Consider the following 24409-nt stretch of genomic DNA (forward strand, 5'->3'; position numbering starts at 1 on the left):
TGAACATTTATAAAAGATAAGGACTATTCCAAGCAAAATTCGCGAGAGATTGCTGCGATGTACATTCTGCGCATTTTCGTAGCTTCTTCTACAATTTTAATACAACGTTGTTGATCTTCAGGTGTTCTAGCGTATTCAAGTACGATTTGGTAGCCACGCTCGCCGTGGATCTCATCGGATACGATATGTAAATCGAAGAATTCCACTTCTTCATCTGTAAAACCGTAGTGATTGCGAAGCGTTGGCGTTTGTCTGCGGTAGATGGCAGGCACTTGAGATTCAAGTCCAACAACTAGCGCTGCTGTTGCGAATAAGAAATTTTCTTTGAAAGCCATCCGGTAACACCAGGATTGCAATCCGATAGTTTCAGGGAGCAGGTGCTGCATGGATTCCACGCGTTCGCGGGTCGTTCCGCAAGCTTCACCAAAACGAATTAACAAATCGGTGTGACGGTCGCCGCCGAGTTCCTCTTCCCACATGTTTTGTAGGATGAAGTCTCTTGCATCCTCATGCGGACAGTTGGCATAGATGTAAGCCAAATACTCTGCGAATGGACCTACATACGCGTAATGCTGTTCTACCCATCTGGCAAAATGCTCTTTCTTCAATTCACCATTTGCCCACATTGTTGTAAAAGGAGCTTTTGAAACGGCATTGCCTTCAATGGCTTGCTCAAGTGCATAGCGGAATTCCTCTTTGTTCATCAAACGGGATTCAGTTGCTGCTGTTGTCATATAAAACTCTCCTCTCAAAATGTAAAGTGTCGTAGTAGATCAACTCGTCGATTGTTCTGGTATTTGGTATATGGTATACCAAAATGATTTCATGGACTTATTATTGCTTAGATTGGGCTCCCCTGTCAACCCACTTTTTTTAAGATTAACAGCAAGATCATCGACATGATTAAATACGCAATGGTAAACGGCGCATTCCAGTTTGAAACCTTATACGAGCTCTTCCCTATCAAGTTGGACATCATCCCGGCGGTAGCGTTGTAAGGCCCCATTAAGAACGCCGTGGCCGCCCCCGTAAGCATAGCGATCGCCATCAGCTGCACGGAAATACCTAGCGCCTGCGGATTCAATGACTCCGCTGCCAGAGCCAATCCAACTGCAGGGTGCAGCCCGATAAATGCAAGCGCTAACGGAATTAGCGGAATCATGAGCAAAAAGAGATCCGACCCGATGGCATGCTGAATAGCCATAATTCCTTCGTTGATCGCATGATTGCTGCCTGTAGACTTAATAGCTGAAATCATAAAACCGGCGCTTAAGAAAACGAAGAATTGATCCTTCATTTTCAGCACATGAGACGATAGCAAGGTTTGGCTGCTTGTAATAAACGCCATGCCCTTCCCTATCATCAAAGACCATACGTATGCAAAAGGAATAACGATAATCGAGACCAACAGCAGAAATCCCATATGCGTAAAACGCTCTAATACAAAAACCAGCACATTAAGTACAACGATCGCGATAAGGATTTGCCACGGATGGCTCCCTTTGACCTCGTTAGACGCATTCGGCTGCTGAACGACTACACTTTCTCTGGCAGCGGAAATTTCCTCAAGTGTAGTCAGACTGATCTTTTTCAGCCGGCGATTAGCGACCCACGTCCCCATCAGCCAATCCAAAGCCAGACCTAATAAGCTGAACGGGATGACGATGGGTAAAATCGCACTCCAGCTTACACCTGTCATTTCTACAATAATCCCGACAATCGGAGCTACCGGTGTCCACAGAATTGGCATGCTGTAGCCATGTGTAATCGCCCGGCTAATAAATCTGTCTTTTTGCTGAATCGGATAATATTGCAGGGAAGGCTGAATGCTGTGGTACATCATCGGCAGGGTGGCCAGGTTCATAAACGAACTCAATATATAGGATAATAATGAAGTAATACAATACAGCATACCGGAGTGCTGCACCTTGCTGTAGAGAATCGCTTGTACTCTCACCGCGTAGTGTCCGAGCTCGATGGGCAGGGCAATCATCGGAATCAGCACAAATAAGCTTAATACGTTCAGCATACTGCCGAAGCTAAGGAAGTAATCCGTCCATGAGGCTCCGTTCACCGCTAGAAGAATGGCGCCCGTACTTAGAAAAATTGTGCCTAATAGCTGCACGAATGGCTTGATCGAGCGGAATGCGACGACAATAATGACAAGACTAAGCCCGGACTGGAGCCAAGTCAGCCACTCGCTGGGATAGATTTCTGAGACAAGATAGGCGGCGATCGCTGCAATAAACAGTGCTTGCTTCATAAGTTTATATCATGTCTCTAACGGCTTGAGTCAACCGCTCAAGGGCCGTCTCAACAATCTCCTCTCCGATGTCCCGGCTGGCTTTCGTCGCATCGCCGATGCAGCCGTTGCGCGTCATTTCTTCATAGTAATAGAAGCCTTGAAGGGGACTGCCCGGGCGGAGCTTTTTCCACCTTCCCTCTTGAATGTCGCCTTTCTCCAATTTGTCCTCACGAACCAGATGAGGCGCCAAATACATCGCTTCGGATACCTCGCGATCACAGCTGTGACCGTACAGCTTGGATACGATGCGCCTGTCCATCACATCTTTCGCTGAAGCTGTCGTTTTGGCATAAAAGAGGGATACTCCCAGTTCTGCTGTCAGTGTATCTGCTGCCACGCCGAGGGTCGCTTGGTTGCCGCCATGCGAATTGATGACCAGGAATTTCTCAATCCCTTGGCTTTTTAAAGATTTGATCATATCGCGCAAAATGGCAATAACGGTTGTCGGTTCCAAGGAAATTGTGCCTGGAAAATGAAGATGATGCGGCGAGACGCCCATATTAATGGTAGGCGTTAAAAGAGCCTCCGGGTATAACCTTGCCGTTAACCTTTTTCCCATTTCTTCAGCAAGAACAGCATCGCAGCTTTCAACCATATGGGGGCCGTGCTGTTCATGTGCGCCTAGTGGAATAATGGCAATTTTGACCGTTTTGAGCGCTGCTTCTACCTCTGGCCATGTCATTTGTGTTAAAATATAAGCATTCGACATCACATTCACTCTCCTTTTTCTACTTGTGTATATTGTATACCAAGATTATATTAGGATATGGTATCCTTTATGATTTTCTTTCCTATTAGGATGTCTACTCATACTGTACAGCTGCTCGGCGTATATTACTTACGGAAGAGAGGTGATTTTACCCCATGATGCGCCATATTCATTACCTTGATAAGAAATCTGTTGCCTATTTGTCTGAAGCTTTAACCAATCACTATTTATCCAAACCGGCCTATACGGAAATTGTCATTATATGCGTCGGCACCAACCGTTACACGTGGGATTCGCTAGGCCCGATGGTCGGGAGTCGGTTATCCGAGCGGTTCGAAGGCCACCGTCATGTTCATCTTTATGGAACGCTGGAGAAACCCGTGCATGCACTCAATTTACAGAAGACCATCGCTCACATTGCCAAAACACATAATCAAGCTTACACGATTGCTGTTGATGCCGCTCTTGGCCAGTTCTACAAAATCGGAACGCTCCAACTAGTGGAAGAACCGCTTCAGCCCGGCGTCAGCTTAAATAAAGAGCTTCCCCCTATCGGACATATTCATCTGAAAGGGATTATTAACAACCACAGCTTGCTCAACCATAAAGTCATGGAGCACACAAGTCTTACGTTTATTGATGAAATGTCAGCGGTGATCTCACGTCTTTTGGTGAAATCATGTCAAGACATCATCCCACAGCTAATACCTGCTCCTCAATTAGGGAATGAAGCGCCTAACCATCTATCGTCTGCGACGTAAATGGCTTGGCGCTTTTTTTTTAACCTACCATATTAAAACAGCTAAAATCGTAGAAACACTTAAGCCGATTATAACCGGCAAGAAGTTCTTCCGTGCCAAATCAATCGCCGAGACACCGGCGAATCCGGCAACTGCTACGAGAGATGACCACGCAATAAGCGTCCCTCCGCCCGACCATACCGACCCCATTTGGCCGATAGCCGCCAACGTGGAAGGATCCATGCCTACTGCCGGCGCCAGAGCACCGGACAACGAGCCTGTGAGAGGAAGACCGGAGAAACCCGAGCCTTCTAATCCCGCGATAATCCCCATGACCAACAATCCAAACGAAGTCAGGATGCCGCTCGACGGGATCAAATGTTGAACAGACATCACCAAATCGTAGAGAATCGCCGGCGCTTTATCGCCTTCGCCTAAGGAGAGAATGCTTTTGGAGAAATCTGCATTCCCCAGGAAAAAGAATCCTGCAATCGGAATGACCGGCCCCATGGCTTTGAATGCAAAAACGAAGCCTTCTGTCAGATGGTCGCTGATCTTATCCAAGGCTTGAACTTTGGAGAATAATGTACAAGATAAAATGAGCAGGATAACCGCCACACCACCGATAAACGCGGCGCCGTCTCCTCCTTCAAATCCGCTCATGCCTTTGTGTCCCAGCTTGCTTAGAATCATAACCACCATTACGGCAAGCATGGAAAGTGGAACAAGCACGGCGAACACTTTGGACCATCGAATGACGGCCGGACTAAGCGTTTCTACGGTTGCAGCCGCTTCAGGAAACTCGGAAGCTGTCTGTACAACACGGATAGCTTGCACCTGATTTGAAGTTTCAGCAGATGTGCTTTCCGGCTTACGGATCGCTTTTCTGTTCATGAGATAAGCTCCGGTTAACGCTACGCCCCCCGTGATGAGAGACAAGATCATCGCTTTGTCCGCTACGGAAGCCGTATCAATGCCTGCACCCTTTGCGCTAAGCATCGGCGCTACTTGCATGACATAGTCAGAGGATAATGCCATGCCTTGTCCGGCAATCGCAATCGCCATACCGGCTCCCATTGCTGGTAAACCTGCGCGAATGGCTGCTGGAATCAGCAGCGCTCCGATCAACGGAACGGCCGGCGTCGGCCAGAAAAAAAGTGAAATAACATATGTAACAACAGCTAGAACAATGTAGGCAATGTGACCATTGACCATTAGCTTCTGAATAGGCGTGATCATGCGCTTGTCAGCGCCGATATCCCTCAAGGAAGCCAGCAAAGCGACCATAAACGTAATAATCAAGAAAATCGTAAATAATTCTTTGGCTGCAGTCAGATTAGCGTTGTAGACTGCTTTGAACCCGCTGATCACATCCCCCTTATAAATCCATCCGATTAAGAAGGTACCAATTAAGGTGGGAATGACGACTCCTCGTTTTAACAACATGACGACGATAACGCTTAATGTCACTAAAGCATACACAACATGTGATGAAGTAATCATCCGCATCCCCCGTATTCATCATTTTTTGACCTTCGAAGAAAATTATACCGCATTTTCTTCTGTGTGAATAGATATTTGGTGCATTGTATACAAAAAAATACTAAAAACAGGTCTAAAAATAATGAATTTCGCGGATATAGTGTTATAAAACATGACGCATGTTGTTTCCGGTGCTGCAGCGCAACCTAAGAATGGTAATTTTCAGCCTAAAACATTTCATTAATTACGTGAAGGATCTCTTCTTATGTGGTTATCACCTCAATTTTTTAAGTTTCACCTTCATTCTCGAAAAAAGTGTAAGCGATTTCAATGTCATTTTAACAGATTTTCAAAGAGAGGGAAAGGATAAAAATGTATTTGGTATACAATTCCAATTCATCAGGTTAGTTAGTAACTTCTTCTATAGAAGGTTACTTTCCACGCACCAACTGTAAACATTTTCACTACTTTCACTGATGTAGAAACTTCTATAAAATAGAAACTATCATCACGACGTACAAGTCTTCAACAATTAGTGCTTACTAATATCAAGAGGAATGTGGGAGGATGAATCATGAAGTATTCGTATTTAGGGAAATCCGGCTTAAAGGTCAGTCAATTATGTCTAGGAACCATGAACTTTGGACCGGAAACTGAGGAAAAAGAAGCTTTTAAAATTATGGATGCCGCATTGGATGCGGGAATTAATTTTTTCGATACAGCTAATGTGTACGGTGGCGTTGAAAGAAGGGGCTGGACGGAAGAAATTATCGGCCGTTGGTTCAAGCAAGGCGGTGGGCGCAGAGAGAAGGTTATTCTTGCGACTAAAGCCTATGGCGATATGAATGATCCGCACGACGGACCAAACTCGGAGCGTGGATTGTCTACTTACAAAATCAGACGTCATTTGGAGGCTTCCCTCAAAAGACTTCAAACCGACCACATTGAGCTTTACCAAATGCATCATATTGACCGAAACGTGAGTTGGGATGAGCTGTGGGGTGTGTTCGAATCCGCGGTTAACCAAGGCACTGTTGACTATATTGGCTCCAGCAACTTTGCAGGCTGGCACATTGCCTGTGCCCAAGCCGAAGCGAAAGCCCGCCATTTCCTGGGCTTAGTCTCGGAGCAGCATCTGTACAATCTGCTTGCCAGATTGCCAGAGTTGGAAGTGCTTCCTGCTGCTGAGAAGCTGGGTCTTGGCGTCATTCCGTGGAGCCCACTTGCTGGAGGTTTGCTCGGCCGTAACGCCTTGGCAGGCACTGGTGCCCGCAGCACACGTTCTGCCGAACGGGTTGAGAAGCATCGCAGCCATTTGGAGCAATTCTCCGCACTCTGCAAAGAAATCGGCGAAAAAGAAGATGTTGTGGCTTTGGCTTGGGTTCTATCGCATTCAGCTGTTACTTCACCGATTATCGGACCTAGAACCATCGAGCAGCTTCAGGACTCCTTACGCGTACCTGAAGTTTCACTAAGTGAAGAGACTTTGAAAAAGTTGGATGAAATTTTCCCTGGTCCCGGTAAAGCGGCTCCGGAAGCTTACGCTTGGTAAATAACAGCGGCTGCTCTCTTAGAGAGTGGCTGCTTTTTTTCCTCTTGACGTGAAACCAAAAGGTTTCGTATAATCCAACATGTAACCATTTGGTTTCGTATTTCATGAGCGAATGTATTTTAGGACAACCTACAAGTAAGCTAGGCATGGAATGGAAAGGCAGGCGCAAGCGATGCAAGAAGCATTACTTAAAAAGCTTCACTATAAGCAAGGACGAGCTCTCGTACTCCATGCGCCGGAAGGCTACGCGCTCGGTATTGAAGAGCCTGGGGAGCCGAATGGGACTTACGATTTCGTCCAGCTTTTTGTTAAGGACGCTGCTCAAGTTGAAGAATGGGCGCCTAAGGCGATCCAGTATCTGAAAGGCGACGCTTTGTTCTGGATCACCTATCCGAAGCAAAGCTCGAAGATCAAGACGAACATTAACCGTGATAGCTTGTTTGCCTTGGTTTCAAGCATCTCAGAGTATCGCGCGGTTAGCAATGTGGCTGTGGACGAGACATGGTCCGCGCTCCGTTTCCGTCATTTGGATAAGGTGAAGAGCAAGAGTTAACAGTGAAGTGCAAAAAATCAGCAACAGATTCAAAATAACAACACATCATTTCATTGGAGGAATTTTAAAATGAGCAATCAAACAAACACACTACCGGACATTGTACAAACTGTCGTTTTCAACGCACCGATTCAAAAAGTATGGGATGCCGTTGCAACTTCCGAGGGCATCGCGGCTTGGTTCATGCCGAACAATTTCAAACCGGAAGCCGGTTATGAATTCCACTTGGAGGCCGGACCTTTCGGCAACTCCCCTTGCAAAGTGACGGACGTTACACCGCCTAACCGCCTTTCTTTCGCATGGGGGAAAGACTGGTCGCTTACATTTGAATTGAAAGATGTAGATGGCAAAACGGAATTCACTCTCATCCACTCTGGTTGGGATGCGGACAAAGTTACGGAATTCAACCAACCTCATTCCGTTGTACGCGAGATGATGGCGAACGGCTGGGCCGGTATCGCGAAGAAACTTACGGCTTACATCGAGGCTTAAGATGTCAGCCCCCTCCCCCTCGCAGAAACATGATGTGTTTCAAGCGATAGCCGATCCGACGCGCCGGCAGGTGCTGCAGCTGCTTCGCGAGCAGGAGCTCCCTGTGACCGTGATCTCCGGTCATTTTCCGATCAGCCGCACGGCGGTGTCCAAGCATTTGCGCATCCTGGCCGATGCGGGGCTGGTGAAAGAGCGGAAAGTCGGCCGCGAAACCCGCTACAGGCTGGAAGCGGAACCGCTGATGGAGCTCAAGCGCTGGCTTTCCTATTATGAGCGTTATTGGGAAAACAAATTAAACGCACTTAAACGATTCGTCGAGTCCGACGACGAGGATGGCGGCAACTCCTTTGCCGCGTTGGAATTGGTGGATCCGACCGAATAGAGGAAAACCTGGCCTGCTGTGGCCAGGTTTTTTTTGCGTTTAGGCGGCGAGTTGCGCAAAGGATTCGCGCACGGCGAGTTGTGCTTGGTCTCTACGCTGCAGTTTGTGCAATGAAGAGGATGGAATTTGACCCGATCACTCCTCTACAATGCACTTTGTGCATTGTAGAAGGCGAAAATCCCCCATTTCAGCCTGTTTAGGATGAAATGATTGCACTTCGTGCAACATAGATGGCCTAACTTGCCCAGATCACCTCTCTACATTGCATTTCGTGCAATGAAGAAGGCGGAATTTGACCCGATCACTCCTCTACAATGCACTTTGTGCATTGTAGAAGGCGAAAATCCCCCATTTCAGCTTGTTTAGGATGAAATGATTGCACTTTGTGCAACGTAGAGGCCCTAACTTGCCCAGATTACCTCCCTACATTGCAGTTTGTGCAATGAAGAAGCTGGAATTTGACCCGCTCACTCCTCTACAATGCACTTTGTGCATTGTAGAAGGCGAAAATCCCCCATTTCAGCCTGTTTAGGATGAAATGATTGCACTTTGTGCAACATAGATGGCCTAACTTGCCCAGATTACCTCCCTACATTGCAGTTTGTGCAATGAAGGCAAACGTGGATCTATTGCAGAAAGTAGCAGGAGGAATCGATGCTAACTCCAAGTAATAATCTATCTACTCCTGTGCCCAGTTCCAGCTTGACGCCCCATGTAGAAGGTTCAGCTAAGGTAGATGAAAAAGCTACCGTTAATCCACTCTGTTTGGTGGCAGGGAACGGAGTAACAGTAGAGGCTACAGCTAAATTACTAAAAATGGACGAAAACTGCTACAAATGCTGATATTAGTGGTAGAAACCGGAGTTAATCGAGCAAAAGTGGATCTATTGCAGAAAGTATCAGGAGGAATCGAAGCTAACTCCAAGTCATCTATCTACTCCTGTGCCCAGTTCCAGCTTGACGCCCCATGTAGAAGGTTCAGCTGAGGTAGATGGAAAAGCTACCGTTAATCCGCTCTGTTTGGTGGCAGAGAACGGAGTAACGGTAGAGGCTACAGCTAAATTGCTGGAAATGAACGAAAACTGCTACAAATGCTGATATTAGTGGTAGAAACCGGAGTTAATCGAGCAAAAGTGGATCTATTGCAGAAAGTAGCAGGAGGAATCGAAGCTAACTCCAAGTCATCTATCTACTCCTGTGCCCAGTTCCAGCCTGACGCCCCATGTAGAAGGTTCAGCTGAGGTAGATGGAAAAGCTACCGTTACTCTGCGCTGTTTGGTGGCAGGGAACGGAATAAAGGTAAAGTAAGCACAACTTAGACGAACGCTGAAAGGTTCTCAGCTAAGAAGGCCATACTATACCTGAGATTAGCCCCCCCCTCTCTCCACTTAACTTACAAAAAGTAAATAACTTACTTGACCAGATAGCTACTAACGCGTAATATAAGTTACATAAAGTAACTAGGTTATTAAATGTAACTATAAGGAGCGATGACGATGATTTCACCTATATTTGTTGGGCATGGGTCCCCCATGATGGCTATTCAAGATTCGGCGTGCACCGAATTCCTTTTGGACTATGGCAAAAAGGTTTCACCCAAAGCCATCGTGATTTTTACGGCTCACTGGGAAACAGAAGTCCTTACCATCTCCTCCACCGATGATGTCTATGATACCATCTATGATTTCGGCGGCTTTCCGAAGGAGCTGTTCCAAATCAAGTACCCGGCAAAAGGCAGCAAAGCGCTCGCCGCTCAGCTTGCCGAGCGTTTCCAAGCCAAAGGCATCCAAGTGAACTTGGACGCCCAACGCGGACTAGATCACGGCTCTTGGGTGCCTCTGCTGCGCATGTTCCCTACACCTGTCTGCCCCGTAATCCAGGTGTCCGTGAACCCCTACCTGCCGCCTGCTGAGCAGTATCGCATAGGGGAAGCGCTGCGCGGCCTCGATCAGGAAGATATCCTGATTATCGGAAGCGGCGCCACCGTGCACAATCTGCGCGCGCTCAACTGGGAAGCCACGGAGCCGGATGCATGGGCTGTCGCTTTTGACGATTGGCTCGTGCAGAACATGAGCGCTCAGAACCTGACCGCGCTGTTCAACTACGCAGCCGAAGCCCCTCATGCGCGCATGGCTGTGCCTCGGCCAGAGCACTTCATCCCGCTCTATATCGCAATGGGCTGCGGTGACCCGGCTCGCACGCCACAAGTCATTCACCGCAGCTATGAAGTCGGCTCGCTGAGCTATCTGTCCGTATCCTTTTAACCGGAGTAGACAAAAAGAGACCCACAGCAACGGGCTGCGGGTCTTAAGTATATATATATTAAAAGGGGGTCGAATTTCATTATAGGTCCCGAACCTTAATCCTAGATGAAAACAAGATTGCATTTCGATTACAAATGATGGTTATTTTGTTTACAAGCTGTTATTTATCTTTTACCGGAATGTAGATGTCAATCTGAAACTGATCATGCTTGTCGGCATGGCAGCGCTCATCATACCACTCAAACTCCACGCCGCCTGCGTGCTCCAAGCCCGAATGAGGGAACCATTCCTCGAAGATAGACTTCCACGTGCTCTGAATCGAGGCGACGAATTGATCTGGGGTCACTTTGGGTGTCGTAAAAACAGCATATCTAGCCTCAGGGAACTCACGGCATACCAAGTCAGCAGGCACACCTTCGAAGCTTGTAGCTTCCATCCCGATCAGATACGTTAATTCCCCAGTCTCCATATTAAAATCCGTACACAGGCCAAGCTCAACCGGTGAATCCGTGTGAACGCGATTGCCTATACGGCTTCCCTTATTCTCTTGCAGATACGTGTTCCAAAAAGCAGGAATGTCCCGGTGATTTTGCCCATCTTTGCAAGTCGTCCTCAGTTCGTATCCAATTAGCTTAAAAGCCGGTTTTGTTCTCAATTGATATTCCATGCGTATGCCTCCTAAATAGGGATTGGGATTTAATTTCCTTTGCAGCACATTCGCTTTGGCATATAACGGTGTCACAATACCTTGCTTCCGATAGGCGAGCGGTGTTCGCTCAAACACCTTTTTAAATGCTCGAGTGAAGTTTTCATGGGATTGAAACCCATGGTCGAGGGCAATATCGATCAGCCTTTGATCCGTATGCGCGATTCGGTAGGCGGCTCTCGCCAATCTTCTTTTCCGAACATACTCCATCACCGCTTCTCCAACCATGCTCTGAAAAACCCTATGAAAATGGAATTCAGAGAAACAGGCTACACGAGCAAGCCCCTCCACGGATAAAGGCTCCGCAAGATGGTCTTCAATATAATCCAATGTCGCCTGGATTTGTGTATCATACTCGGTGCCCATCGTCTATTGCCCCCTCCTGCTGCTATCCACAGTGTACGTGATTGAACGTCTTGCTTCTTGATTTTTCTTGCTAAAAGGGAATCCAGAGACGACTCCGATCATTCCCTGCAGCGATCTTGAATAGAGATGCTGAGCAGTGACTATTTCCAACTGCCTCTTGAGGCTACGGAATACGTCGTGTACTCGTTTTTCCCCCTGATTTCCAAACAATTGAGTTGAAAGCCGTACGGGCAGGCGCCGTCAATGCCGATTTTATCGCGGTCAAACCACACATCCGCTTTGCCATGAATATCTTTGGCTGGGGTGTGGCCGAAAATAACCGTCTTTTTCACAACGGTCGGCTGCTGAACAAAAGGCGCACGAATCCACAAAAAGTCCCGTTCCGGCTGCGTTTTCCAATCAACGAATGCGGGATTCAGCCCGGCGTGCACATAAATATGATCCTCATCCTCGTAATAAAGCGGAAGATTGTTTAGAAAGGTGATGTGATCCAAGCACTTGCCCAAAATCCGCTCTTTGGATTGCTTAATATCCAGATTGTCCTGACCGCAGAAGCTTCTGAACGTTTGGATACCGCCATGTTCGAAAAACTTCATCTCCGTCAATGGATCTACTTCGCTCAACACTTCTACGAACCGCTGATCATGATTGCCTTTGAGCGCAATGGCACCCTCTTCACGCACTAAGCGCATGACGTATTCTACCGTTCCCCGACTGTCAGGACCGCGATCCACATAGTCTCCCAGCAGGACAAGTTGGTCTTCCTCAGCATTGAAATTGACTTTAACTAGTAATTGCTTGAATTCCTCCAAACAACCATGGATATCACTTACGACTAATGTTCTTTTCATCTACTGTACCCCCTGATGTCAGGCTTCATTCCCCTACGAGTCTCTCTAGTATTCTATTTTATCATAGAGATTACCTGTTTAAGGCGGTGAAGATGTGAAAAAGAGGTTATGGCTCAACAACCGGGCCGTATGCCCCATTGGACGAATTCCACTGAAACAACCCTTTTAAGGCGTATTTCCCACTCTTCCTTGGATGAAATCCAATAGCACCCAGTGAAACCGGGTTATTTGGCACCGATTTCACCCCTCCCATTGGAATTCATCCAATGGATTGGACAATTCCGCCCTCCAAATAGTCTTTCTATTGGATTTCATCCAATGAGAGAGGCAGCTGGTTCAAATTGCTAGCTTGAAGGAGCTTTTTAATGAAAAAGACGCCCTCGCGGGCGCCTTTTCAATTCATAAATTGCAGCTTCTGCAGCAATCTTTTCAGCATAACCGCGGCTTCCCCGCGGGTCGCAGACGCGCCAGGCGCAAACGTCGTATCCGTTACGCCGTTCACAATACCTACGCGAACCGCTTCGGCGACAGCTGCTCTAGCCCATTCATGAATGGCGGAACTGTCGCCAAACTTATCCAGCTGAGCTAAGTCCATCACCGCAGGCTGCTGCCCGGCAAATTTCATGGCACGTGTAATCATGACGGCCATCTGCTCCCTCGTGATTTGCTCACCAGGCCCGAACGAGCCATCCTCAAAGCCCTCAATCAGCCCGGCCTTTGCTGAAGCGCCCACCGCCCCAGCGAACCAACTGTTCGCAGGTACGTCCGAGAAAGCGCTGGCGCCCGCTTCATTTAATCCCAAAGCGCGAACGAGCAACGCCGCAAATTCAGCGCGCGTAATGGACGCGTTTGGCGCAAAAGTGCCAGCTGCAACGCCCTTGACGACAAGTTTGGAAGCCAGCAGCTCCACATCCGCTTTGGCCCAATGACCCGTCAGATCCCCAAAGGTCTGATCTGAAGAGACGACTGCGTACACACTGTTCCCCGTACGTTTCATCGTAACTTCGGTTTGACCGTTAACGACGTTAAACATCGCCGGAACAAAGGTCAGCTCCCCTGTCGCCGGATTCAGCCATACGGCTGATACCCCGTCAGCGTCAACCGCTGAGGACAAGATCAGCACTCGGGTGACATAGGTACTCCCGAAATCCGTGACAGCCACCTTCTTGCCATTGCCCTCAGCAACGATGCTGAACTCTACCGGTGCTGCTAACGGCGTAACGCCTGCTTCTTTCATTTTTGCTGTAATTGAATCAGCAGCAGCACCAGTTACCTGCTCAAGCGAAATGCTAATTTTCACATTTGCCGCATCTGTCCCTAAACTCGCAGCTAAAGCCTGTATATCCAGCGCTTTGAGAGGCAGGTTGTAAGTCATGCCGCCTGCTCTCATCGAGAGTTCCAAATTTGGCATGGCTGCCGCCCCTGCGCTTATCGAGCTTGCAGGCACTTCCACAGCAGCTACAGTTCCATCGCCTTTTACTTCAGCAATAATCGTATTCCCGTTTGCTTTCTTCAGAAGGTCGATCGCTTTATTTAATTGATCAGCTACGATTGAGAATGTTGATACTTTTTTCCCGTCTATCGTAGATACAGTAGGTACTCCTAGTAGTTCAACACCACCCGTTACCTCTTTCACCGTGATGCTAGGAGATGCGCTGCCAGGAAATGAACCGCCCCCTGAATCCGACCGGGATGGAGTGCTCGGACTTACCAGCTTCAGGAAGCTGCCCCTGATGATATTGCCCACCGCATCTCTTTGATACGGAAGTGCAGGAACCAGACTCGCGAAATTCGCATCCGTCAGCTGTGTGCCGGATTTGTTCACACTTTTGGAGCCATCAAATAGATAGTTGGTGTCAGAATTCAAGGCTGCCGGATAATTATCTTTGGCTGAGTAATCCTTTTGATAGGAAGTAAAACCATCGATCCGAAAATCGGTTTGAATGCCCGTGTACGTCGTAAAGTTCAAATTGCCTTTGGTATTGTTAAAAGCGATATTCCCGCTTTCCGCGCGCACTCCCGGATTACTGTTGCTCGCAAAGCCATAAGCACCATTGCCAAAAGCAATGCTGTTTCGGATCACATGCGGCACATGGATGCCTTCGCCACCGAGTTTGAAGCCGTTTTTATCCCCTGCACCTACCGTGCCGTTCGTTAATGTTCCATTGTGATAGGCAATGCTATCCTCGATGACAACAGGACCAATTGCTCCCGTCCCGGATTTCGTGTATAAATCCCATCCATCATCGATATTGTTATGGGAAATATCTCCCCGGAAAACGTTGCCCACACCCGAAGTCAACTTTGCAGCAAAACCGTCGGCATTGTTATTCGAAGGGTCCACATTATCAAAAGATTCACAATTCAGAATGAGATTGTAGGACGGCCATAGCGTTTTATCCGAATCAGACTCATCGGTACGGCTAATTTGCAAACCTGTATCGCCATTATCGTAAAACCGGCTAAGCTCCACGATGATATGATTTCCGCCTACCGTAAAGCCTTTGGTATTGCCCGCAGACCTCGTGAAATCAATGCCTTTCACATGCCAGTAATTGCCGCTAAGCACGACACCTTCCGTCTTTTTGTCAAAATCGATCACCGGCTTCGCACCCGGTGCCGCGATCAAGTACTTCATGCCATTAACAGTACCATCATTGCCTTTTTTGATCTCCAGCTTGGCGCTGCGTACATATCTGCCGTCCAGCAGGATGATGGTCTGGCCTGCTTTCACGTAATCAATGGCCGTATCCAGATCGAGAGGGTTGTTGATTGTACCGTCCCCATCCGCAGTTCCCGCCGGCGATACGTAGATGTCACCGTTATCCGCATAGGTTTTCATATCGACGGTGAAGTTTTTGACGATTTTGCCATAGTTCGTCAAATACTGTGTATCGTCGGGCACGAAAGCCGCGCTAAAGTTGGTATACGTGTTAGCCGTAACCGTTGTATTAAGCACTAGCGGCTGCCCCGCTTGAATTTGGGCATTTTGCGCAAGGAGGCTCGATCCTTGCTTGATTGTCACCACACCGCTGACATTGGATTTCAGCCCAAACGAATACGCGGTCGTTGAAGTTCTCGTCAGCCCGGTCAGGCTCATATCCGGATCGATGGCTTCCGGGGCAGGCTCCTTCTTGGGCGCATCTGTTTGCGCAGCGGTCACCTTCAGGTCTATGCCGCTCACTTCAATCGTCGCCAGACGAGCGGTGAAGAAGCCGACATACATCTTGTCGCCATCCTGCACCGTCATAATATCCGGCGCAAAAATCTCTTCGGCCTTATCGGAGTTTAATCGACCCGTGAAGCCGCTGTTCGTTTTCGTCAGCGTCAGCTTATAATTGGCCGCTGGATAGGTATTTGCTAGAGCTGGTTTTACAGCACTCAACATCTTGCTTTGGACACCTTGGCTGCCTGTGCCATTCGGTGCCGTAACGCCGGTTCTGACGAACAACTGCGTACCGTTCTGCTTCGTTGTGCCGCCGCTGTATCCGCCAACGGCAGCTATGTTGGAAGCAAAAACGGCGGAGTCTCCAGCCGTTCCGATCGCGTCTCGGGCCATGATGCCGAACGATTCTTGACCGTCATGCGGATCTTTCGCATAAGCAACAACTTTGATATCCGCGGATAATTCAAAGTTGTCTTTGACCGCATCCAGCTCCGTATAGTAAAAGCTAATCCCATCGTGGTCGCCCGTCACTTTACCGCCGCCTTCTAAGGCGACAAGTGTGGCTGATTTACCTGGCTCAACAACCGTAACCGTATTGTTCGTGTTTGAGGTGGATTGTCCGAAGCGGATGACTTTCCACTCGTGCTCTATAGGTTCAACGACGGATACTTGCAACACAGTGGGTGGAATGGCTGCATTTACAGGCGTAATCGTAATGGGATAAACACCTGCTTTTGTACTGTCAAAAGCTGAAGTATCTAATGTAAGCTGGGCATCCGCCAACGGCTCCTGATCCCCGCTGTCATAAACCGCCTTCACTTCTAAACCTGCCGGATCAAAAGACTCACCAATCGCATAGGTTGTTTGCGGATATCCGGTAACTTGGCTTCCTATAATCGTTTGTTGTTTTACTAGGATAGGAAACTTAACTGTCTTATTGGGATCGGGAACATTTTTATAAGTAACTGTGATGTCCTTCGTACCTGCCGTCGACATATCCGGTGCTGAAAGCGTGTAGTCGCTTCGCAATAATCTAACAGTTGAAGCATCGCTGTACTTCGCCTCTACAACCAAGCCGGCCGGATCGAAATTTTTGCCAACGAAAAATTGAGTTTTCTGCGGCAGTTGCTTGATGTCCAGGCCCGTTAGCTGGGCGTTTTTCACTGTGACATCGAATGTCGCATAGGTGGTTGATGTTACTGTGGACCTAACCGTAACGGTATGGATCCCCGGTGTTTTGAGTGTATAGGTTGCATTCGATACGGTTGCAGCTGCTGGCGGAAGGGAAATTGCATATTGCGAATCGGCCATTTCGGACCAAACGTTGCCTCCGTTGAATTGCCCCAGCACTATCAGGCCTTGCGGATCGAAGAATTCCTCCGGATAGTAGTCGGTTTTGGCCGGCTTGTACCGGATATCCATGGCCGTCACAACCAAGTCCTTCATGTTTAAAGGAATGGTGGCCGTTTGACCGTTGAAATGGATCGTAATGAGATTCGTTCCCACCACACTGTTATCAAACCCCGTCACAAGATAATCTCCTACCGAAAGCTCCTCTTCGTGATGATCCGCATACACGGCTGTTACTTTTAAGCCAGCAAGGTCGAGGTTATCTTTGATAAAGTAGTCCTTTTTCATAGAAGTTGTATTCAATTTCAGCTGATTTGGGACTCTCTCATCCACTTTAACGTCAAAATTGCTGAACGTGATCTCTGCATCTCTGGCAACATATAACCCGGCGTATAGCTGATCATTGCCATCAAATAGGTTATTTACTGTTAAGATTTGTGTGGCTCCATTGACAGTTAATTCGAAAGCGTCACCGGATTTTTTGATTTTAAAGTTATATACCTCTTTAGGTGCAGGAGCCCTCACTCCGCTAAATAGTAATTTCTTGTTCGTATTTGCAGCATCAGAAGTAGTCCCGTTAACGCCTTGTTTATAAATAGCTTGCACTACATTCGGGGTATTGTCTTTATCCCCCATGCCTCCAACGGCTATATAGTTTGATGATTGTTTGGCATTACCTTGCGCAAAACTTCCACGCAGCATCAGCCCGAACGATTTCTGATTGGGTGTGGATGGTGGATTTTTACTATTAAAATTAACGACAGTTGCTGTTGCACGAATCTCAAGGTTGGCATCTTTCTCTAATTTTTTAAAATAATAAGATATCCCTTCTTCTGCGCTAGCCAGTTTGCCGTCTTTGGCTAACAGGGTGACGGAACCGTCTGCATTCATGGTTGGCACTGGTGTATTTATAGGACTAGTCCCTGCGCCGAAGGCACTAAATTCCCATGGAATTGCATCCGCAGCTAACGCCACCGGAAGCATCGAAAACATCAAAATCACAGACATGAAGATCGAAATCATACGCCGTTTATTCAAAGCTATATCTCTCCTTTTAACTAACAATTGGAATGTATGCGTTTTCATAATCATGAGAAAGAAACAGACGAATAACAGGTGATGCTCTGCTCTTACGTCTGTTTCTCTTAGATGCTTATACCGTCTGCTTAACGAGAGACTCGACTTCCACACAAGCCATAACAAAAGCCCCTACGCCATGCAGGTCATTTTCGCTAGTTGGGCGTGTTACGTAGTTTTCGTAATCGCCGGCTGACGTACCGATGCAGATCAAAGGCAGGATGACCCGCTCCTGCTCATCGAATTTCAGTGTACGAATCAAGCCCTCACAGCCTTTCACTGCTGCAGCCGCACACTCCCCACCGACAACCCCGTGCTTAACCGCCTTGGCAATCGTGTAGACGAACAGACTTGTACAAGAGGATTCCAACCAATTGTCCGGTTGATCGCCTTTGTCTACGACTTGATACCATAGTCCGCTCTCCGTATCCTGGTAACGAATCAAGGCATGAACGAATTCCCGCAGGGAGTCCACCAGCACCTCGCGCCCTGGCTCATCCGCAGGCAACTCATCCAGGAACTGCGCGAGGGCAAGACCGTACCAGCCCAGCGAACGGCCCCAGAACTCGGGTGAACAGCCGGTTTCGGCGTTGGCCCAAGGCATTTTACGGCTCTCGTCCCAAGCATGGTAGAGCAGCCCTGTTGCGTCGTCTTTCATGTATTTGCGCATCAGTCCTTCTTGATGCAGCACGGTATCGCGCAGCGCGAGATCACCGTAAGCATTCGCGTATTTCAGCGAGAAGACACCCGCCATATACAAACCGTCGAGCCACATGTTGTAGGCATATTTGTCTTTATGCCAATACCCGCCTTCGGACGTCAGGTTGATCGTGTTAAGCAGACTTCTCAGCTTATCGGCAGCGATCCGGTATTTCGTGCGTCCCGTCTTCTCCTCCAAACGGAATAACAAAAGCCCGGCCTGTACGGCATCAAGCTCATCGCGAGCAAAGTAGAGATTGCCATTATCGTCAATCAGGCCATCTACATAAGCCTGAATGTAGGCGTCGTAGCGATCGTCCTTTTCAGCGGCCCAAAGCATTTCCATCCCGCATAAAAATACACCTTGATGATAATGCCAACGCCCAGCGGGCGGCAGCTCCATCGGTGTATACTGGCTCATAATGGAATCACAGGCAGCTCGCGCCCATTCCATCGGTGATTTTGCATAAATATCCGTCATAGTAAGTTTCCCTCTCTATTCCTATATAGATTTATGGATTTCCAGCCAACTGGTGGCAAATAGAGCGAATTAGCAGCGCTTGCGTCCCAGCGTTCATATCGCCTTCGACCTTGCCGCCGCCAATGTGGACGGCCTTCGGCATGTCGGGATAGTACTCGCCTGGCTTGACCTGAGCGACGTTAGGCGCTGTCGGAGAATGAGCAAGCTCACGGGAAAAGCCACCGTCAGCGCGCAGCAGTCTCCGCATATTCGTGCGTGTAATCTGGATGATTTCGCGCAGCTCTTCCTCTGGAATCGACAGCTTCATATACGAAAGCAAGTGAATCGGATTGCGGATATAACACATATCCGCTGCTTCCTCCTGCCTTAGCGCGGTGAGGATGCTTTGGTAAATCAGATCTTCACGCGGCAGTGGAACCCCGAAGTGATCATAAAAAATGTGCAGCTTGAACGTCCCCGATATCCGCACATAATAGGAACCTTCACCCCATAGTCCAGTATGTGGGTCCTGCTTTCCCGCAAAGAAGTCAAACGCCGTCTTCGCGTAAGCCGCCCTGCGCTCCTCCGGCTCTACTTGCCGCACGTACACGCTGGAGGTAGAAAGCCGGTCGCAGCCACGCCAGCTGTTCACGAGCGGCACCGACCGCAGCCACGCCAGATAGCTTTGCGGCGAGTCCATATAAGCCGGAGCTTGCTTCGCCTCATAGGGCAGCGGATACAACGGCTGCCCGCCGAGTTTCCTTAGCGCGTTACGGCTGTAGGAGATGGCTCGCGCCACCATCACTTCATCTTCGCGCATCAGCGGGTTCGCATCATAGAAATACCCGGATACAGGGTCCTGCCTTTTCTGGAAAAAGCGTATAAGTCCTCGCTTCATCTCTTCCGGCAGGCTGCTTAGTAAGCCGAAGCGCTCCATAATATTGAGCGCTTGCGCCGTTGATTCAATGTCTGGAACGCCGCCACTACCGGGCAGCTGTTTTGAACTTTTTGCGTAATAGAAACCGCCGCTTTCCGCGTCGTGCTGTCCCCACAGCCAGTCGTGGAATCCGGCAAACAAACCGTCCATGTCCGCAAGCAGCTCGCGGATCTCTTCGATATGCTTAGACATCTGCATGATGAAATCCTTTCTTTTACCCTTTGATGGAACCGATCATCGCGCCTTTCGCAAAATGCTTCTGCAAGAACGGATAAACAACAAGGATAGGTAATGTTGCTACAACGATAACCGCCATCTTGATTGACTGAGCCGGCGGCGGCGTCACGCTGTCGAGATCCACACTGTGATCCATTCCGCTTGCGAGGACGACAATTTGTCTCAAAAGAACTTGAATCGGCCACATAGCGCTCTCATTCAAATAGAGAATTGCACTCAGGTAGGTATTCCAGTATGTCACGGCATAAAAGAGGGAAATCGTAGCAATCGCCGGCATCGATAAAGGCAGAACAATGCGGAACAAAATGCCGAAGTCGCTGCATCCATCGATTTTCGCCGACTCTTCCAGACCTTCAGGGATGTTTTGGAAAAAGTTTTTCAAAATAATCAAGTTAAACGCTGAAACAGCTGACGGTAAAATTAAAGCCATATAAGAGTCGATCATCCCTAATTCTTTTACAACCAGGAACGTTGGCACTAAACCGCCGTGGAACAACATTGTGAAAACAACCATGAACATGATCACTTTGCGGCCATCCACATCTCTGCGGGACAAGCCGTACGCCATGAGGGCTGTGATGAACATCGAAATGATCGTTCCGAGCAGCGTCGTCCAGATGGAAACACCCATCGCTTTAAAAATCGTATTCGTCGAAAAAATAAACCGGTACGCCTCAATACTCCATTCCGTCGGAATAATAACGAACTTCTTCGCCGCCATCTCCGCGCTGGTCGTAAAGGAACCCGCCACGACGTGCACAAAAGGAATCACGGTAATCAAACCAATAATCGTTAAGAGCAAATAGTTAATGATGCTAAACATTCGCCCGGCTAATGTTCTATCCTCTACCATGGTGCAGCCCTCCTGCCTTTCTATGCCTTGTTTAGTACACGCCTTCTTCGCCCATTTTCTTCGCAATGCGGTTGACAATCATCACCAGAACAAGTCCGATAAACGATTTGAACAATCCGATCGCTGCGCTGTAGCTGAATTGGCCTTGTTTTAAACCCGCTGTATATACATAAGTATCAATGATCTCCGCAACATTTCGGTTCATAGAGTTAAGCAGCAAGTACACATGTTCAAAACCGAGTTCGAGAACCGCACCAATTTTCAAAATTAACAAAACAATAATGACACTGCGCAAAGCCGGAAGCGTAATGTGCCACATTTGGCGCAAACGTCCTGCACCGTCCATGCGTGCCGCCTCATACAAGCCTGGATCAATAGAGGCAATCGCCGCCAGATAAATGATCGTCCCCCAGCCCGCTTCCCGCCAGATGACTTGAAGAATGTACATCGGTCTAAACCATTCCGGAGCCAACAGGAAATTGATTTTCTCAAAACCGAAATATTCAATAATGTCGTTAATAATCCCGCCGTCCATCGTCAACATAACGAAAGAGATCGAAACGATGATGACCCAAGACATAAAGTGCGGCAAATAGACGATCGTTTGAAACGTTTTCTTAAAAAATTCCCCTCTCACCTCATTGAGCATCAAGGCCATGATAATCGGGATCGGGAAGTAAAACAGGATGTTCATCACAAATAAAATTAACGTATTGCTCAAAATATTTAAGAAATCCGGTTCTGTAAACAACCGCTGAAAATGCTCAAAACCTACCCATTCGCTCCCGCTAACGCCTTTGAACGGCTTATAGTTCTGGAACGAGATGATCAATCCGTACATTGGAACATATTTGAACACGATAAAATATAAAATCCCCGGCAGCAGCATGACATAAATCCATTTGTTCCTCCATAGCCGCCTGCCTAACTCACTGCTCTGTTTCCTTTCCACCACACTTTGCATCGCATGTACGTCCTGCATAATTCTCTTCCTTTCCCGATGTTTCCTAAAAACGAGAAGGCTGCCCCTGATGATCAGCAGCCTCCCCGATAAGAAACCAGTATGATTTCCTTGATTCCTGTCCACGGCTTATTTTTTGTATAGGGCGTTGTACTCTTCGATGATTTTGTTGCCTCCGCGGTTTTTCCAATCCTCGATGGCTTTATCGAATCCAGCCTTATCAATGCTGCCGTAGATGTATTTGTTCGTTGCATCTTTGATAACGTCTTGGAGTTGAACGCCTTTTTCCAAGTTTGTTTTGGAGTCAAGCGCTGCCACAGGGTCTTGTACAGCGAATTTCAGATTCGCAATTTTCAGCTCATCCGCTTTGCCTTGAGCTGGGATCGTTGGAATGCCAAGCAGTCTTCCTGATGTATCTTCATCGCCGATGGCTGCATCAGTGAACGGCTTCACTTCACGTGTCCATTTCTCTTCATCCAGCTTTTTCGCTTTGCCGTCGACTACACTGTAGTTGACATCTTTGATGCCCCAGTTTGCCAGGTTCGCCACTTCAGGCGTCATCATTTTGTCGAAGAAGGCGAGAACTTTTCTCAGCTCAGCTTCGTTTTTGATCGCAGATTTCGGGAATAGCACAACGTTCGCATAACCTGGTAGCGCCCATGCAGCGAATTTGCCGTCAGGTCCTGCTACCATGCTGTGTACGTCTACTACGGCTGTCGGCACGTTTTTGACCAGATCCTTGTTCAAGGAAGAAACGTCTGTCATAGCGCCGATATACATCCCTGCCGTACCGTTCGTGAACAGCTTTTGTTGATCAGTTTTACTTGTTGCTGCGAAGTCTTTATTCATCAGGCCTTCGTCGCGCAGCTTTTTGAAGTAATCCATCGACTTCACGTATTCAGGGAACATGAACTCCGGCTGCAGCTTGCCGTCTTTCACGCCCCAGTTGTTCGGAACGCCTAGCCAAGTTGCTGCTGTTTTGAAAGCTCCGTAAATGAGATCGTTACGGTCTGTTAGACCGATAGTATCCTTTTTGCCATTGCCATCAGGATCGTTCTCTGTAAATGCCTTCGCCATCGCGTATAGCTCATCCATGTTAGACGGTGGCTTCAAGCCCAGCTTATCGGCCCAGTCTTTACGATAGATAAGACCTTGGCGGGCGATATCTACGCCACGGTATAGCGTGTACAACTTGCCGTCTACTTTTGTATTGTCATTCGTTGTGGACTTCAGCTTGCTCAGGTTCGGGAAGTCTTTGAGCAGCGGTCCGATTTCCCAGAATTGGCCGTCGCGGATGGCAGATTTCATTTGAATGAAAGTCGCTTGGTTTTTCAAGTACGTCACTTGCGGCAATGCACCGGTTGCGAACGTTGTGTTTAGCTTCTCCTCGTACGTATCCGCTGGGAAGAATTGATAGGTCAGCTTCGTGTTCGTTAATTTTTCCAGTTCTTTGATGATTGTATCTGGTGGCGTTTGCGCTGTGTTCAGTGGCGCCATAATGGTGATCGAGGCTGGCGTTGTATCAGCCGTTGCTTTTGGTGCTGCTGTTGTCCCGGCTGCTGCCGTCGTAGCTGCAGGAGTGGCCTTGCCTCCGTCTGAGCAAGCTGCAAGCGCAAAGCTGGATACGAGCAGAATGCCGAGCGGTATCGAGACGAAATTTCTCTTCATATTTGTTAGACCTCCGTGAATTGTTTGTTTGCTACAACTTCCACGTTACAAGGTCTTAGGTAGGTACCGAAATAATCATTTACTCATTTCGGCCTGGTTCTTCTAGGATGTGAGATGATGATTATTGGGGAGGGAGATGATTATCCAACTGCCCCTGACTCTCCATGCTCTTTCTCCACCTTCCCACCTTTTGGGGCAGATGGATGTAGGTGCGGGACGGAGTGAGGATGGAGAGAGTTCGGTGAGGCTGGTAGCAGTAGATTAAGGGGAATGTGGATGCGGGTGGGATGTGAGAGTAGCTAGATGGGAGAGAATCTTATGGGGATGGATACTTTAAATCAAGGGGAATGTGGGTGCGGGGACAAATGGGGGATGCGGTTGCATAACAAAATCTGCAAGGGGGTTCGGCGCGCTTTCGCCGAATTTCCGGCACGAGGCAGCCTTTTCGGCTCGCTCAGCCGGGTTCGGCGGGTTTCCCCGCCGTGAGACGGCCTTGAACGCTCGCTTGCGAGAGGCTCGGCGCGCTTTCGCCGACTTTCCGGCACGAGGCAGCCTTTTCGGATCGCTCAGCCGGGTTCGGCGGGTTTCCCCGCCGTGAG

18 protein-coding genes are annotated in these 24409 nt (G+C 48.3%); 6 read left to right on the forward strand and 12 right to left on the reverse strand.

Annotated elements, in window-relative coordinates; all coding sequences use genetic code 11:
• Nucleotides 1–23: 23 nt before the first annotated feature.
• The 3 genes from ACKTT9_RS35920 to ACKTT9_RS35930 form a co-directional block, all read right to left on the reverse strand.
• Nucleotides 24–734 carry a TenA family transcriptional regulator gene (locus tag ACKTT9_RS35920; protein WP_127456901.1) on the reverse strand — a complete coding sequence of 237 codons (711 nt, stop codon included), beginning with the start codon at nucleotides 732–734 and terminating at the stop codon, nucleotides 24–26.
• A 125-nt stretch (nucleotides 735–859) separates the two neighbouring features.
• Nucleotides 860–2263 carry a hypothetical protein gene (locus ACKTT9_RS35925; protein WP_407869769.1) on the reverse strand — a complete coding sequence of 468 codons (1404 nt, stop codon included), beginning with the start codon at nucleotides 2261–2263 and terminating at the stop codon, nucleotides 860–862.
• Between the two features lie 4 nt (nucleotides 2264–2267).
• Nucleotides 2268–3014, reverse strand: a complete 747-nt coding sequence (locus tag ACKTT9_RS35930; protein ID WP_407869770.1) for a creatininase family protein — start codon at nucleotides 3012–3014, stop codon at nucleotides 2268–2270.
• Between the two features lie 155 nt (nucleotides 3015–3169).
• On the opposite strand from ACKTT9_RS35930, the gene yyaC reads away from it, so the two are divergent.
• Nucleotides 3170–3775, forward strand: a complete 606-nt coding sequence (gene yyaC, locus ACKTT9_RS35935) for a spore protease YyaC (RefSeq protein WP_407869771.1) — start codon at nucleotides 3170–3172, stop codon at nucleotides 3773–3775.
• A 24-nt stretch (nucleotides 3776–3799) separates the two neighbouring features.
• On the opposite strand, the gene ACKTT9_RS35940 is transcribed toward yyaC, so the two are convergent.
• Nucleotides 3800–5263, reverse strand: a complete 1464-nt coding sequence (locus tag ACKTT9_RS35940) for a hypothetical protein (protein WP_157324164.1) — start codon at nucleotides 5261–5263, stop codon at nucleotides 3800–3802.
• Between the two features lie 547 nt (nucleotides 5264–5810).
• Here ACKTT9_RS35940 and ACKTT9_RS35945 point away from each other — a divergent pair.
• The 5 genes from ACKTT9_RS35945 to ACKTT9_RS35965 all read left to right on the forward strand — a co-directional run bounded on the left by ACKTT9_RS35945 (nucleotide 5811) and on the right by ACKTT9_RS35965 (nucleotide 10479).
• The gene (locus ACKTT9_RS35945; RefSeq protein WP_407869772.1) at nucleotides 5811–6788 is read left to right on the forward strand and encodes an aldo/keto reductase; all 978 of its coding nucleotides are present in this window, start codon (nucleotides 5811–5813) and stop codon (nucleotides 6786–6788) included.
• A gap of 172 nt (nucleotides 6789–6960) precedes the next feature.
• Nucleotides 6961–7341: a hypothetical protein gene (locus ACKTT9_RS35950; protein WP_407869773.1), complete on the forward strand. Its 381-nt coding sequence runs from the start codon at nucleotides 6961–6963 to the stop codon at nucleotides 7339–7341.
• Nucleotides 7342–7410: 69 nt separating this feature from the next.
• Nucleotides 7411–7833 (forward strand): SRPBCC domain-containing protein, encoded by a 423-nt coding sequence (locus ACKTT9_RS35955; protein ID WP_127456908.1) that lies wholly within the window; start codon nucleotides 7411–7413, stop codon nucleotides 7831–7833.
• Nucleotide 7834: 1 nt separating this feature from the next.
• A complete protein-coding gene (locus tag ACKTT9_RS35960) occupies nucleotides 7835–8215 on the forward strand; it encodes an ArsR/SmtB family transcription factor (protein WP_407869774.1) in 381 nt (126 codons plus the stop codon).
• Nucleotides 8216–9711: 1496 nt separating this feature from the next.
• Nucleotides 9712–10479 (forward strand): DODA-type extradiol aromatic ring-opening family dioxygenase, encoded by a 768-nt coding sequence (locus ACKTT9_RS35965; protein WP_407869775.1) that lies wholly within the window; start codon nucleotides 9712–9714, stop codon nucleotides 10477–10479.
• 160 nt (nucleotides 10480–10639) lie between these two features.
• Here ACKTT9_RS35965 and ACKTT9_RS35970 read toward each other — a convergent pair whose 3' ends face one another.
• The 8 genes from ACKTT9_RS35970 to ACKTT9_RS36005 form a co-directional block, all read right to left on the reverse strand.
• A complete protein-coding gene (locus ACKTT9_RS35970; protein WP_407869776.1) occupies nucleotides 10640–11551 on the reverse strand; it encodes an effector binding domain-containing protein in 912 nt (303 codons plus the stop codon).
• A gap of 140 nt (nucleotides 11552–11691) precedes the next feature.
• Nucleotides 11692–12402 (reverse strand): metallophosphoesterase family protein, encoded by a 711-nt coding sequence (locus ACKTT9_RS35975; RefSeq protein WP_407869777.1) that lies wholly within the window; start codon nucleotides 12400–12402, stop codon nucleotides 11692–11694.
• A 394-nt stretch (nucleotides 12403–12796) separates the two neighbouring features.
• On the reverse strand, nucleotides 12797–17956 hold the full coding sequence (locus tag ACKTT9_RS35980) for a bacterial Ig-like domain-containing protein (RefSeq protein ID WP_407869778.1): 5160 nt from the start codon (nucleotides 17954–17956) through the stop codon (nucleotides 12797–12799).
• Between the two features lie 115 nt (nucleotides 17957–18071).
• The gene (locus ACKTT9_RS35985; protein WP_407869779.1) at nucleotides 18072–19175 is read right to left on the reverse strand and encodes a glycoside hydrolase family 105 protein; all 1104 of its coding nucleotides are present in this window, start codon (nucleotides 19173–19175) and stop codon (nucleotides 18072–18074) included.
• Nucleotides 19176–19206: 31 nt separating this feature from the next.
• Nucleotides 19207–20283, reverse strand: a complete 1077-nt coding sequence (locus tag ACKTT9_RS35990) for a hypothetical protein (protein ID WP_407869780.1) — start codon at nucleotides 20281–20283, stop codon at nucleotides 19207–19209.
• Between the two features lie 22 nt (nucleotides 20284–20305).
• Nucleotides 20306–21181 carry a carbohydrate ABC transporter permease gene (locus ACKTT9_RS35995; protein WP_127458688.1) on the reverse strand — a complete coding sequence of 292 codons (876 nt, stop codon included), beginning with the start codon at nucleotides 21179–21181 and terminating at the stop codon, nucleotides 20306–20308.
• Nucleotides 21182–21212: 31 nt separating this feature from the next.
• Nucleotides 21213–22145 (reverse strand): ABC transporter permease, encoded by a 933-nt coding sequence (locus ACKTT9_RS36000; protein WP_407873180.1) that lies wholly within the window; start codon nucleotides 22143–22145, stop codon nucleotides 21213–21215.
• 126 nt (nucleotides 22146–22271) lie between these two features.
• The gene (locus ACKTT9_RS36005) at nucleotides 22272–23810 is read right to left on the reverse strand and encodes an extracellular solute-binding protein (RefSeq protein ID WP_407869781.1); all 1539 of its coding nucleotides are present in this window, start codon (nucleotides 23808–23810) and stop codon (nucleotides 22272–22274) included.
• Between the last annotated feature and the right edge of the window lie 599 nt (nucleotides 23811–24409).

The organism is Paenibacillus sp. P36 (genome assembly GCF_045866505.1).
GTDB lineage: Bacteria > Bacillota > Bacilli > Paenibacillales > NBRC-103111 > Paenibacillus_E > Paenibacillus_E chondroitinus.